At 47.2% G+C, this 13058-nt stretch carries 7 protein-coding genes and 5 pseudogenes; 7 read left to right on the forward strand and 5 right to left on the reverse strand.

The annotated features are described in order from the left end of the window. Positions 1 to 39: 39 nt before the first annotated feature. A complete protein-coding gene (locus tag KHX94_RS16250) occupies positions 40 to 555 on the reverse strand; it encodes an outer membrane protein assembly factor BamE (protein ID WP_213681413.1) in 516 nt (171 codons plus the stop codon). Between the two features lie 274 nt (positions 556 to 829). On the opposite strand from KHX94_RS16250, the pseudogene KHX94_RS16255 reads away from it, so the two are divergent. From KHX94_RS16255 to KHX94_RS16290, 7 genes and pseudogenes are all read left to right on the forward strand, one after another. Then, positions 830 to 1626 (forward strand): annotated as a pseudogene (locus tag KHX94_RS16255) (SAM-dependent methyltransferase). Between the two features lie 19 nt (positions 1627 to 1645). After that, positions 1646 to 1858, forward strand: coding sequence for a hypothetical protein (locus tag KHX94_RS16260; RefSeq protein ID WP_213681414.1), 213 nt, complete (start codon positions 1646 to 1648; stop codon positions 1856 to 1858). 1291 nt (positions 1859 to 3149) lie between these two features. After that, positions 3150 to 3634, forward strand: a pseudogene (locus KHX94_RS21560) (GGDEF domain-containing protein). 224 nt (positions 3635 to 3858) lie between these two features. Further along, positions 3859 to 5631 (forward strand): monovalent cation:proton antiporter-2 (CPA2) family protein, encoded by a 1773-nt coding sequence (locus tag KHX94_RS16275; RefSeq protein ID WP_213681417.1) that lies wholly within the window; start codon positions 3859 to 3861, stop codon positions 5629 to 5631. Positions 5632 to 6276: 645 nt separating this feature from the next. Continuing rightward, positions 6277 to 7899 carry a malate synthase A gene (gene aceB, locus KHX94_RS16280; RefSeq protein WP_213681418.1) on the forward strand — a complete coding sequence of 541 codons (1623 nt, stop codon included), beginning with the start codon at positions 6277 to 6279 and terminating at the stop codon, positions 7897 to 7899. Positions 7900 to 7978: 79 nt separating this feature from the next. Next, positions 7979 to 9300 (forward strand): annotated as a pseudogene (gene aceA / locus KHX94_RS16285) (isocitrate lyase). 228 nt (positions 9301 to 9528) lie between these two features. Next, the gene (locus KHX94_RS16290; RefSeq protein ID WP_213683491.1) at positions 9529 to 11004 is read left to right on the forward strand and encodes an HDOD domain-containing protein; all 1476 of its coding nucleotides are present in this window, start codon (positions 9529 to 9531) and stop codon (positions 11002 to 11004) included. A gap of 30 nt (positions 11005 to 11034) precedes the next feature. On the opposite strand, the pseudogene KHX94_RS21240 reads toward KHX94_RS16290, so the two are convergent. From KHX94_RS21240 to KHX94_RS16305, 4 genes and pseudogenes are all read right to left on the reverse strand, one after another. Continuing rightward, positions 11035 to 11115 (reverse strand): annotated as a pseudogene (locus KHX94_RS21240) (nuclear transport factor 2 family protein); the annotation flags it as partial. Positions 11116 to 11234: 119 nt separating this feature from the next. Then, positions 11235 to 11282 (reverse strand): annotated as a pseudogene (locus KHX94_RS21565) (hypothetical protein); the annotation flags it as partial. A gap of 325 nt (positions 11283 to 11607) precedes the next feature. After that, positions 11608 to 12012, reverse strand: coding sequence for a hypothetical protein (locus KHX94_RS16300; RefSeq protein WP_213681419.1), 405 nt, complete (start codon positions 12010 to 12012; stop codon positions 11608 to 11610). Then, complete coding sequence (locus KHX94_RS16305; RefSeq protein WP_213681420.1) at positions 11972 to 12715, reverse strand: AAA family ATPase; 744 nt, start codon at positions 12713 to 12715, stop codon at positions 11972 to 11974. Before KHX94_RS16305 ends, KHX94_RS16300 begins: the two co-directional genes overlap by 41 nt. Between the last annotated feature and the right edge of the window lie 343 nt (positions 12716 to 13058).

Genomic DNA, 13058 nt, shown 5'->3' on the forward strand with positions numbered 1-13058 from the left:
AAAAAGAGCACTGGGTGCTCTTTTTTATGATCAAGGAAATTACTTACCTGCTGCCGGTTCTACTGGTTTTACTTCACTACTGTTGCTTCTAGCAGGATTTTTCTCTTCGATCAATGGCTTGGTATCTGGGCGCTGTTCTGGCACTTGAGGCACTAATTCCGGACTGCGAGCCTCTGGTAGCAAGGTTTGCTCCAGCGGTGTATTGAAGTCTTTGCTCAAGGCGTAGTCACCAGAAACGGAAGCCAGCTTGTCACCATTGAAATGAGCTATCAGCTCTTTATGGGTGACACTCGCATCACGACCGCTCTTATAATGATACACGTAATACCAAGTATCATCTGCGAAACTATCACGTAATACCGGACGCCCCAGCACATATTCGACTTGCTCTTTGGTCATGTCGATACGCAGCTTTTCTACTTGCTGAGTTTCCATATAGTTGCCCTGCGGAATGTCAGGCTTGTATACCAGCCAGTCCATCACGCTACAGGCATTTAGTGATAACGCGAGGGCGGCTGCGCCCATCAGGGTAAGACTTTGCTTTTTAATCAACATCGGGATTGCTGCTTCCTGAAAAACTGCGGGCCATAATAACCAAGCCCCATTATTAAATACAAGAATTATCGGCGGTCTGTCAGAGCTTTGACAAAAGGTTTGTGTAATAGTTCTGTGGTATCTCATGTTACAGGCCTGTGTGGCAATGTCAGATTTTATCGAGATAGCCGCAGAGGTTGGATCTTTGAGCTTCTGTTATTGCAAAACTTTTCTCAAGTAACCAGAATGTGAAATAGACTCAATAACGTTATGGATAAAGGACTGGCAATAACCGATGGAAAAGGGAAGTTTAGTTTGTGTAGGCACAGGATTGCAGCTCGCAGGCCACGTCACTGTTATTGGTAAGAGTTATATCGAAAGTGCCCAAGAGGTTTTTCTTTAATGCCAGATGCATTTGGACAACGCTGGCTTGAAGGATTGAACGCTAATATTACCGATCTGCAGCAATTTTATGCCCATAAGGGCGAAGTAAAAAACCGTCGCCTTACCTATGAACAAATGACAGAAGCCATTATGGCTGCGGTTAGAGCGGGTAAACGGGTTGTTGGGGTTTTTTATGGTCACCCCGGGGTATTCGCTTGCGTGCCGCATATGGCAATTGCGCGGGCGCGCCAAGAAGGGTTTCGGGCGGCAATGGAGCCTGGCATCTCTGCAGAAGATTGTTTATGGGCCGATCTTGGTATTGACCCTGGTAATTATGGCTGCCAAAGTTTGGAGGCCAGTCAATTGATGTTTTTTGAACATCAACTGGACAATAGCGGCTATGTGTTGTTATGGCAGATTGCCTTGGCCGGGGAACACACGCTGACGGGGTTTTCCACCACAGCGGAACGCTTAAGCGTTTTAGTTGATTTGTTACAACAATGGTATCCAGCCGAGCACAAAGTGTGCTTATATGAAGCGAGTAATTTGCCTATTGGTGCATGTCGTGCAGAATGGGTTTATTTAAAGGATTTGCCGGAGGCAACACTCCATGCCATTACCACGCTGGTGATCCCTCCAGTGCGGGAATTGCAGTACAACCTTCGGGTGCTCAATCAATTGGGATTGACGCCGGAGGATTTAGGTTAGTGACTCATACGGAGGTGTTATGGAAGCGTTACAACTATTTTTAACCAGATTGGGTGAAGATGCGGGATTTCGGGCGGCATTTTCGGCAGATCCTGAGACGGTGTTAGCGCAAAGTGGTCTTCAGGAGCAGCATGCTATGGCGGTGCAACGTCAAGACGGCGCGGCATTGCAAACCTTAAGTGGTGATGATCATGTGCCTTTTTTGATAGTGAACCATGGTAACAGACTGTAAGTTAAGCCGTTATCTGCTTATTTTTGTTCTGCTATTCAGTGGGGGTAGTCGTTTGTCTGCAGCCCCCATTGATGAAGTAGATGTATCTCTCGGTAAACTCGAAAAAATTCTCAAAAGTGACGTTGCTGCTGCTCAACAACAGATTGAGGCGATGAAGCCTAGGATCGGCTCCTTTACCTCAGAGCAAGCCGCTAGGTTACTCATTGCTTCAGCCATCAGTAAGATTTTCAGTGGTGATTTTGAAGAGGCGCTATCGTTTCTGGATAAAGCGGAAACTAAGGCTAATGCCCCGCAATATCTGAGTCAGATATATAACTACCGCGCTACTTGTCTCATTGGTTTACGTCGTTATCGTGACGCGCTATTGGTTATGGGAAGAAATCTGGCATTACTGGAAAAAGTTGATGATCCCGTCGAGAAGCGTGACTCTTACTTTCGGATTGCTAATTTATACGATGAATTAGAAGCATATGACGAGATGGGGTTATATGCTTCTCGTATTCTTGATCTCGCTGAAAGCGAAAAAGATACCAAGGCGTACTGTTATGGCATCTTTCTATTAGCAATGTCACAGAATGGCCGAGGGATGCTGAAACAGGCTCAGGAAGGGTTTCAAAATGGCCTGAGTTATTGTTCTGAACACGGTTATTTATTGATGATTGCTATGATCAATAAGGGCCTGGGCGATACGGTCAGGCAATTGGGCGATAATCGTGCCGCACAACGCTATTTCCGTACGGCGTTAGCACAATATCAACAGTTTCATTTCGCTACCGAAATTGTTAGTACCAGTGCCATGTTAGCGCAAGTCGATTTAGCGTTAGGTGATGAGCAGGAAGCTGAATCGATGGCGATGGAAGTTCTCTCAGACAGTGGTAGCAGTTATACGGCTGCTAGGCGTGACGCCTTAAAGGTGATGGCCGAAATCGTGGCTAATCGAGATGATTTTGCTAAAGCCTATGACTACCAGAAACAGTACCTTGATCTCAACGATAAACTTTTTGATGAAAGCCGGGTCAAGGCACTAGCCTACCAAGCGGCTCATTTCAGCGCCAACGAGCGTGAACAGGAACTCAAATTGCTCAATAAAGAGCGGGAGCTTTTGCTTACGCGCGGGATGCTGCGGGAAAAAGAGCATAATAACATGGTAACCTTTGCCAGCCTTCTCAGTGTCGCCATGCTGATGCTCGTTGCCTTCTCTTATTGGGGGTGGCAACAAAAGCAAAGATTTATGAAGCTTTCCCGGCAAGATCAACTGACCGGAATATATAACCGTGCCACAGTACAGATGATGGGCGACAATCAATTTGTGCAGGCCATGCGTCGGGACGCTCATTTTAGTCTAATGTTGTTTGATCTGGATAACTTCAAACAGATTAACGACAACTTTGGCTTTGGATGTGGTGACTGGGCAATATGCCGGGTCGTCGAATCGGTTCAAGCTGAGCTTTCGCGGAAACATATTTTTGCTCGCATGGGGGCGAAGAATTTGTCATTATCATGCCTGATGTCGATGCCGCTGCGGCCATAGCGCTGGCAGAGCAGATACGTCAAGTGATTGCCGCTATCTCCAGTAACCGAAGTGGCCATCAGTTTGTGATTACAGCCAGTTTTGGCGTAAGTAGTCGTACCCCTGTTGATTTGAGTTTGGAACCGCTCATTAACCGGGCGGATAAGGCATTACATCAAGCAAAATTATCTGGGCGTAACCGCGTCTGTATGACGCCAGAGGTGGTGGCAGATGTCCCAGATGTTGAGGAAGTGTTGAGCAACTGAGTTAATTGCATTAAAGATCCAGATAGGCATTTATTCTCTGATGCTATTTTGTTTATACTGAAACTCCCCTAAGGCCGCAACTGAACGACAGCTTTGGCCACGTTAACTACATATCTTGATTTTCTTTGTCTGGCATCAGGTGTTCCAGCGCTCGTCTATTATTGGTTGCAATCTACCCTTACGTCATGGCCGTATTTTCTTACCCGTTTGCTTGAGGATTCCTGATGGAACAGGACAATATTTTAATTTCTACCTTATTGTTTTTACTGGCAGCTGTAGTGCTGGTACCACTGGGTAAGCGTTTCGGTGTCGGGCCAATCTTGTCTTATCTTGCGGCTGGGGTCATTCTCGGCCCGGCGGGCATCGGCGTGGTTTCAGAACCCGCATCAGTGCTGCACATCGCCGAATTTGGTGTGGTCCTGATGTTATTTATCATGGGATTGCAGCTAAGTCCTGGGAAACTATGGGAATTACGCAGCGCTATTTTTGGATTGGGTAGTAGCCAATTAATCTTATCCTGGACTGCGGTCAGCCTCTTTTCTGTCTATCTTGGTCTTTCTTGGGCGAGTGCAATCATCATCGGCGCGGCATTGTCATTGTCTTCTACAGCCTTTGCCGTACAACTGATGGCTGAGCAACGTTTGTTAACCACTCCTATCGGCCGTGATGCTTTTGGGGTGCTGTTGATGCAGGATTTAGCGGTGATCCCCATGTTGTTGCTAACGGCTTATTTAGATCCAAATTCTGCCGAAGCTGGTCATAGGGCCGTGCCTTGGTATTGGACCTGCGTTGCACTACTTGGATTTTTGCTGATGGGTAAGTATTTACTACCTAAGCTATTGCAGCTAGTGGCAGCGAGTGGTGTCCCTGAAGTGTTAACTGCGTTTGCACTGTTATTGGTGATGGGAAGTGCCGCGCTGATGGCTTGGTTGGGGCTATCTTCTGGCATGGGGTCATTTTTAGCCGGGGTGTTACTGGCAAACTCCAGCTACCGACATCAATTAGAAACAGATATCGAGCCATTCAAAGGATTGCTGCTTGGGCTGTTCTTTATGGCTGTGGGCATGAGTATGGATCTCAGCCTATTACTGAAAGAACCGCTATTACTGTTGGGGGTTTTGCTAGCAATGCTGGCGATTAAAACTCTGGTGCTGGTGGTGTTGGGCAAATTTCGCAGACACTCGTGGCGCAATAGCGTGGCGTTGGGACTTATTCTGGCTGAAGGCGGTGAGTTTGCATTTGTGTTGTTGTCGCAAGCACATCTGTCAGGGTTATTGTCTCAGGAACTCAGCCAGGCGTTAGTGTTGGTGATAGGGCTTTCTATGGCATTAACACCTTACTTACTGCGAGCCTTCCGGGCGACCGCCAAACCAGCCGAGGATCATAGTCGACTTGCCGATGTTATTGAACCGGGTGAAAGTGAGGTGGTCATTGCTGGCTTTGGCCGAATGGGGCAGATCACAGGGCGTATTTTAGCTTCCACAGGTATTCCATTTGTTGCTCTTGATAAAGATGCCCACCATGTGGATGTCGTCAGGCAGTTTGGCAGTGAAGTTTACTTCGGTGATGCCAAACGACTCGATATGTTGCTGTCGGCTGGGCTCACTAAAGCGAGAGTGATATTAGTCACCGTGGATTCGGTTGAGGATTCATTGCAGATCGTCAATCAGGTACAGACTCATTTTCCCCACGTCACTATTATCGCTAGAGCACGTGACCGTAACCATGCATATCGCTTGATGAGTATGGGGGTCACTCGGGTATTTCGTGAAACGTTTGGTTCAGCACTGAGCGCCAGTGAAAGTGTGTTGCAAATGCTAGGGATGTCGCAAGTGCAGGCTTCGGAACGTGTCCGGATTTTTGCAGAGCACGATAAGGCCCAAGTGGTTGCCGGGGCTGAGCATAAAGACGATTTGAAGGCATTGATCCGTATCTCTAACGAAGGTAAAGCGGAGCTTGCATCGCTGATGCGTGCCGACCGAGATAAGGGCATTTAGCCTCTAGCATAGACACATACATAGATGTGAGTTTGCTTGGCCGTAACCAAATGAGCCTGAGCGGTAGCTGTTTTTCTAGCATTTACGGAAAAAGTGAAAATTTTTTTATTTTTACCAGATTTTCCAGAGATGTTGCTGGTTTAATCACAGTCTGTCTCATAACGTATCTTGCTGGAGATCTTACCAAATTGACGTCTACGTCAATTTAAAACGACTGTTTTATTCCCGTGTTTGTTTTGCCTCTATTAACTTATTGTTTCTATTACTTTTAATGGCTTAACCAACAGGTTAATCTGTTACGTCATTTCATCTTCACGCCTTAATTAATTATCCGTTCAGGTGTAAACAATTATGATTTTTTGTAATTAAATTACGTAATAAATTACTTATTGTGTTTTATGGTAAAGAAGTCTGACAAATTATTAGAAAAAGCTGTTTTGTATAAAATTTAATAGTTATTAATTTAATAAAAACAATTAATTATTTTTTATGTGCGTTATTGGTAAAACCAATTTTTATGACATTAATCACGCTGACTTATGACTTTTTGGCTATTGCATTGTTTATTTTTTATCGCTAGGTTTTGTTATTAAAAGAACATATGAAAGTTTTGTCGCTAAGAAATTTTAAACCTGGAGGTTGTCAATGCAACAGACCGCAGAACGCCCACTTACTACGGCTGGCAGCTTAGCCATAAGTGCCAGTCCGATTGCCGGACAAGAGCGGGTATTAACAGAAGGCGCTTGTGCTTTATTACAGGCACTGTGTGGCCAGTTTGCCAACGAAGTCGAGAGCTTACTCGCTCGTCGTAAACAGCGTCAGCAGATGATTGATGCCGGTACACTTCCGGATTTCCTGCCAGAGACCCAATCAATTAGAGAGGGGGATTGGCAAATCCTCGGCATTCCCGCCGATTTACAAGATCGCCGGGTAGAAATTACCGGTCCGGTGGATCGCAAGATGATTATCAACGCACTCAATGCGGGGGTAAAAGTTTTCATGGCCGATTTTGAAGATTCGCTGGCCCCTAGCTGGGAAAAGCTAATCCAAGGTCAGGTGAACCTGCAAGATGCGGTCAGAGGTGAAATTGAATACACCGCACCTGAAACCGGTAAACATTACCAACTGTGTGATACTCCCGCCGTGTTGGTTGCCCGAGTGCGGGGGCTGCATCTGCCTGAAGATCATATTTTGTTTAATGGTAAGGCGATTCCGGGTGGCTTGTTTGACTTCGCCATGTACTTTTTCCATAACTACCGTCAGTTGTTGGCAAAAGGCAGTGGTCCATATTTCTATATCCCTAAGCTGGAAAGTCATCTGGAAGCTCGTTGGTGGGCTAAGGTATTTGCATTTGTTGAAGAACGTTTTTGCCTGCAGCCTGGCACCATCAAATGTACCTGTCTGATTGAGACATTACCCGCCGTGTTTGAGATGGACGAAATTCTCTATGAGCTGCGTTCAAATATTGTGGCACTCAACTGCGGCCGATGGGATTACATTTTCAGCTACATCAAAACACTGAAGAATCATCCAGACCGAGTCCTGCCAGATCGGCAGCAGGTGGGCATGGATAAGCCATTTCTCAGCGCTTATTCGCGGTTGCTGATCAAAACCTGTCATAAACGTGGGGCGCTGGCGATGGGCGGCATGGCGGCATTTATTCCTGCCAAGGACCCAGAAGTTAACGCCAAAGTGTTGCAACGAGTCCGTGCGGATAAAGAACTGGAAGCCCGCAATGGCCACGATGGCACCTGGATTGCACACCCTGGTTTGGCGCAGATTGCGCTAGAGATATTCGATGAGTATATCGGCAAAGAACGCCCCAACCAGTTGCATATTACCCGCGATGTTGACGCGCCAATCCTCGCCTCAGAATTACTGGCTCCTTGCGATGGCAGTCGTACCGAAGAAGGCATGCGGCTAAATATCCGCATCGCGTTGCAGTACATCGAAGCTTGGATTGGTGGCAACGGCTGCGTGCCTATTTATGGCTTGATGGAGGATGCCGCCACCGCCGAGATCAGCCGTACCTCTATTTGGCAGTGGATCCGCCACGGCAAATCTTTGAGCAATGGCAAACTGGTGACAAAAGCGCTGTTCCGCAACATGCTCACCGATGAACTCGCTGCGGTAAAACGGGAAGTGGGCGAACAACGCTATACCCAGGGCCGGTTTATTCAGGCGGCATCATTGCTGGAAGAGATCACCACCGCAGATGAGTTGGTGGATTTCTTAACCCTACCAGGTTATCGCTTGCTTAATACGTAACCTATTCAATTGACTGGGCTCAGCCCGTAACTGTAACCATCGGTTTTGGGGCCGATGAGCAACTTGTAGGAGTGTAAAAATGACTGAGGCAAGCCAAATGAATCGTCAGGCGCAAATTGCGGCCCTGAAACAGGATTGGGCTGAAAATCCACGTTGGCAAGGCGTTCGCAGACCTTATAGCGCAGAAGAAGTAGTGGCATTGAGAGGCTCGGTGATCCCCGAGAACACGCTGGCCAAAATGGGGGCGGCAAAATTGTGGGCGTTGGTGAATGGTGCTGCCCGCAAGGGATACGTTAACTCGTTAGGGGCGTTAACGGGGGGCAGGCGGTACAACAGGCAAAAGCGGGAATTGAGGCGATTTACCTTTCTGGCTGGCAGGTTGCAGCCGATGCCAATCTGGCGAGCACCATGTATCCCGATCAGTCGTTATATCCGGCTAATTCGGTGCCCTCTGTGGTCTCTCGGATCAATAATGCCTTTCGCCGTGCCGATCAAATCCAATGGAGCCAAGGGGTAAATGTCGATGATGACGGCTTTACCGACTATTTTCTGCCAATTATTGCTGATGCCGAAGCTGGGTTTGGCGGGGTACTGAACGCTTATGAACTGATGAAGTCAATGATTGAGGCGGGGGCTGCCGGGGTTCACTTTGAAGATCAGTTAGCATCGGTGAAAAAGTGTGGGCATATGGGCGGTAAAGTGCTGGTGCCAACCCAAGAAGCTGTACAAAAACTGGTGGCCGCGAGACTGGCAGCTGACGTTGCCGGGGTGGATACCTTGGTTATTGCGCGCACCGATGCCAATGCCGCCGATTTGCTGACTTCTGATTGTGATCCCTATGATAGTGATTTCATCACGGGTGAGCGTACGCCTGAAGGATTTTATCGGGTACGTGCTGGCCTTGACCAAGCCATCTCCCGCGGTCTGGCTTACTGCCCATATGCTGACTTGGTATGGTGTGAAACGGCCAAGCCAGATCTGCAAGAGGCTCGCCGTTTTGCTGAAGCTATTCATGCTAAGTTCCCAGGTAAGCTGCTGGCATATAACTGCTCACCATCGTTCAACTGGAAGAAAAATCTGGATGATGCCACCATCGCTCGCTTCCAGCAGGAACTGTCGGATATGGGCTACAAATACCAGTTCATCACATTGGCAGGTATCCATAACATGTGGTTCAACATGTTCGATCTTGCCTATGAGTATGCTCGCGGTGAAGGGATGAAACATTACGTAGAGAAGGTTCAACAACCGGAATTTGCGGCCGCGGAGAAAGGCTATACCTTTGTGGCGCATCAACAGGAAGTGGGCACTGGGTACTTCGATAAGGTAACGAATGTCATCCAGGGCGGCATGTCTTCGGTCACCGCATTAACTGGCTCGACAGAAGAAGCCCAGTTTTAATAAGCTTATCAGGTTATCTAACGGCGCAGGCGCGCCGTTTTTTGTACCTGTGGACGGCAAATACAAAGAAATTTTGTTATCACAATGTAAATTCCACCAGGGTGAGTTATGTTTAAACAACATAAACCAGTATTACATTTACTGGATAACGTTACCCGAAGGTAAATTGCGTTGAAGACAAATTCTCTGGGCGCAGATTATTGGGTACGTCGTATCAGCGAGCAGGAAATGCCTGCGCTAGGCTCCATGATCCGTACTCTTGAACAACTCGCTAAGGATGAAGTGTCATCAATGGCGGTGTTGGGCCGCAGTATCATGCACGACAACGCGTTAACCTCGCGAGTCCTGCGTGTTGCCAATAGTGCTATTTACAATAAAGGCATCAGCCAGGTGACAACGCTCAGCCGGGCGGCCGTGGTACTTGGGTTTGATGTTATCCGTAATATCTGTATTACGGCTAAGTTGCTGACTAGCTTGCTGGAAAGCAACAATATGTCGCCGGCGGTTTACCAACGCTTGCTAAAATTGATGGCGCATTCATTCCAATCCGCAATGCTCACTAAAATGATGTTGGCGGATTATGGCGAGGAGTTGCAAGAGGAAGCATTTATTGCCTCATTGCTTTATCACCTCGGTGAAAGTGCCTTCTGGAGCGTTGCTGGGCAACCTGCTGATGAGTTGGACGCATTACTGGCAAATTGTGAGGATAATGTCAGTTGTTTGCAGGTTTCTCGTGATTATCTAGGCGTATCATTTAATCAGCTAACACAGGGACTTGCCCGGAGTTGGGGGCTGGGTGAGTTGCTGATGAAATCCTTGCTGAATCCAGATGAACGAACCCCAGAAGTTCGCACTATCTTTCTTGCCAATAAACTTAGCGATGTGATGAGTGACAGTCAGGCATCTCCTGACGAATTGCAGCGCCGATTGCAGCAATGTGCCGAGTTAATGGCGTTACCAACATCAGAGTTTCAACAGCGCTTACAGCACTGTTTGGATGCGACTAGGCGACTGACGGTGGATTATGGCGCAAAAGTGTTGCTGCAACATTTGCCCAAACGCGAGACGCTGACACAGTTGGCACCATCACCGCACCTTGTGCCAAGAGTGGCGGATACCGGTGTTTTGTTGGAAAAACTGCGGCAACTCACCTTGCTTGCGCAAGATAAACCCGATTTTAATCAGGTCATTTTGACAGCATTGCCAGCTATGCTTGATGGCATTGGGTTAGATCGCTGCGCAGTGTTGCTCTTGTCACCCAATCGTAAACGTTTGCAGCCCCGGCTAGCCATAGGTGATAACGCAGACCTAATGAAGCAAAGCTTTGTATTAGAGTTGAGTGACGATGCGGTGATGTTGCGAGCCTGTCTAGAAAAACAACAGGCATGCTGGCAGGGCAAGGATACTCCAGAGCTACCGATGGGGGAGATTTTGCAGCAACTGTTACCTGTAAACGGTTATCTGATGGCACCGCTGCGAGTTGAAAATAAAACCATCGGCATTTTTTATGCTGACCGTCAGACCACGGGAAGAGACATTTGTCAGCAAGATTTTGACAGTTTTACCCATGTCGCCCAGTTGGCTAATCTTTGTTTATCACTCGCACTCAGGGGTTTTAACCGCCTTTTTACGGAAAATCTTTATTTGATCTGTGATGCGCGGTGCCAAGGCATTGGGTATTGGGAAACTCAGGTGATATTGTAAAATTTTCCAGCCATCTTCAGTGAGTACCAGCGTGCCAGTACCGCGGCATAATCCATAGTTTTTATTATCTAAGATCTCATCAAAAACAATGACATCACCGTGGCGAACCAATGTGCGTGACCGAGTTTCATAGCTCCAGCCCTTACTGCTACGGGCATAACGCTGAAAATCCCCATCGTCCAGTGTTCGGTAATATCTGTGCCAATAAACCCAGCATCTTCGGTAAATAGGCTGAAATAACTGTCCCAGTCTGCGGCAGCAGCACTTAAATGCAGCATATCAAGGAGTGCATCCGCTTTCGCGGTTTGTGGGTTGCGAGATACTTGATTTAGTGCCGTTGGCGTATCGGCATCCGCTGCCAAGGGAGTCCGGCCTGAACGAGCACACTGAACAACAGCACTTTTGTCAATTTTTGTAAGTTCAACATAAGTTTTGCCGGTAAATTTTTAACAATATTCTAGGCTGCATAACATGGGGATGCCAGCGGTTAATGTGTTGGCAGACGGTAAAAATGCAGATAAAAAAAGCTGACAGCAAACGATAACGCGTTTCAACTGTCAGCAAATGGGTAGGAGTTAGTATGAACTTAGGAAAACAAGGGAGTTAATCAACCATAAACTGTTGATACAGTAACTTACGCTGTTGCGCACTAAGGCTGTCGAAGTAACTTGTCAAAAACCTTAACATGCGGGATTTAGATACGTTCGCTTCTGTGGACAATTGTGCCAGTTGCTCAATTATCGGCTCACCTAGAGTAAAGGTTGCCCGTTTCAATGGACATTGTGGCGGATAAACCAGTCGTCCATTGTTTGACTCTGCAACATGGCGGTGCAAAGTAATGATATTGCTTTTATCAGCAATAACATGATGTTGCTCGGTACGGCGCTCTTTGCCGAGCGCATAGAAAATGGCATCCTCGATAAATTCATCAATGGAAGGACACAAGTCTTGTCGGTTACGATGTGGCTCACATGGCGTAGCGTTTTTCTTCAGATCTGCTAGACCCATACTGTGCCCCCATAGCGTTAACTTTTAGATTCATGAAGCGTTGCCGCAGCTCAGCTGCATTGCTGGCTTGTAACATTTCACATGCGATGCCACGGATTTCATCGGCGGCTTTACCTTGGGGCTCAATTTCCATGACAGAACGGCCTGATTCCTCGCTGTCATCATAGATATTACGGCTATAAGTGACATTGCTCAGCACCTTGATGTCATAGGTGCGGCAGACTTCTTTGGCTTCTTCAATACGGCTCGCCTGACTGGGAAGGTTAGGGCATTGGGTGATAACAAATGATGCCAGCATCTTCGGATTTATCATCATGCAAGTGGCAACCACATCATCCATATGGCTGACCGTTTTAAGGTCGCGGCGCTTTGGCCGTAGTGGCATCAATACGTGTGAAGCTACCGACATAGTTGCCCGTAAGGCAAGGTTGTCCTGGCCTCCACAGTCGACGATGACAACATCATAGTGCTGCTCCAGACTGAGCAAATCGTTACGGATTTTGCCATACAGTTGCACACAATTGATGCCCGTCAGCTCTGGATGCTGATTACGTGCTTGGATCCAGTCGGATGTGGTGCGCTGGGGATCACAGTCGACCATAATAACGGCGGCACCACAGTCTCTTGCCAAAAACACGGCGATATTCTGGGCGATACAACTCTTGCCGCTACCACCTTTTTCTCCGCCGACCAGTATGATCATGATGTAATCCTCAGCTGTTTTTAACGGATGGCATCGTAAGATGCGTTACCATTACAAGCTACCTAATTGGGTTGGTAAAATTAATGTTACAGGGAAAGTTTTTTCGGTCAAGTGTATGATTTATAGATAAAATAATGGTAATGCTGTTGTCATTATTTTGGCGACAACGGCCTTAGCGCCGTAAATATGACACGCGCCTCAAACTGCCGTGTTATCGTGATATAAATTTTTACAATCAAGTGGTTAGATAGTTTGACAGTGTCATAAAGCTGTGTAGGGTGATGGGGCTTTGGCAAACGCACGCAAACGTCCGCTTTTATTACTTCAATATGAAATTAAAAAT

Source organism: Shewanella dokdonensis (assembly GCF_018394335.1).
Lineage (GTDB): Bacteria > Pseudomonadota > Gammaproteobacteria > Enterobacterales > Shewanellaceae > Shewanella > Shewanella dokdonensis.

Coding starts and splice junctions, on each gene's coding strand:
- KHX94_RS16300 (WP_213681419.1), bottom strand. CDS start 12,012: ATGGGTCTAGCAGATCTGAAGAAAAACGCTACGCCATGTGAGCCACAT.
- KHX94_RS16275 (WP_213681417.1), top strand. CDS start 3,859: ATGGAACAGGACAATATTTTAATTTCTACCTTATTGTTTTTACTGGCA.
- aceB (WP_213681418.1), top strand. CDS start 6,277: ATGCAACAGACCGCAGAACGCCCACTTACTACGGCTGGCAGCTTAGCC.
- KHX94_RS16250 (WP_213681413.1), bottom strand. CDS start 555: ATGTTGATTAAAAAGCAAAGTCTTACCCTGATGGGCGCAGCCGCCCTC.
- KHX94_RS16290 (WP_213683491.1), top strand. CDS start 9,529: ATGCCTGCGCTAGGCTCCATGATCCGTACTCTTGAACAACTCGCTAAG.
- KHX94_RS16305 (WP_213681420.1), bottom strand. CDS start 12,715: ATGATCATACTGGTCGGCGGAGAAAAAGGTGGTAGCGGCAAGAGTTGT.
- KHX94_RS16260 (WP_213681414.1), top strand. CDS start 1,646: ATGGAAGCGTTACAACTATTTTTAACCAGATTGGGTGAAGATGCGGGA.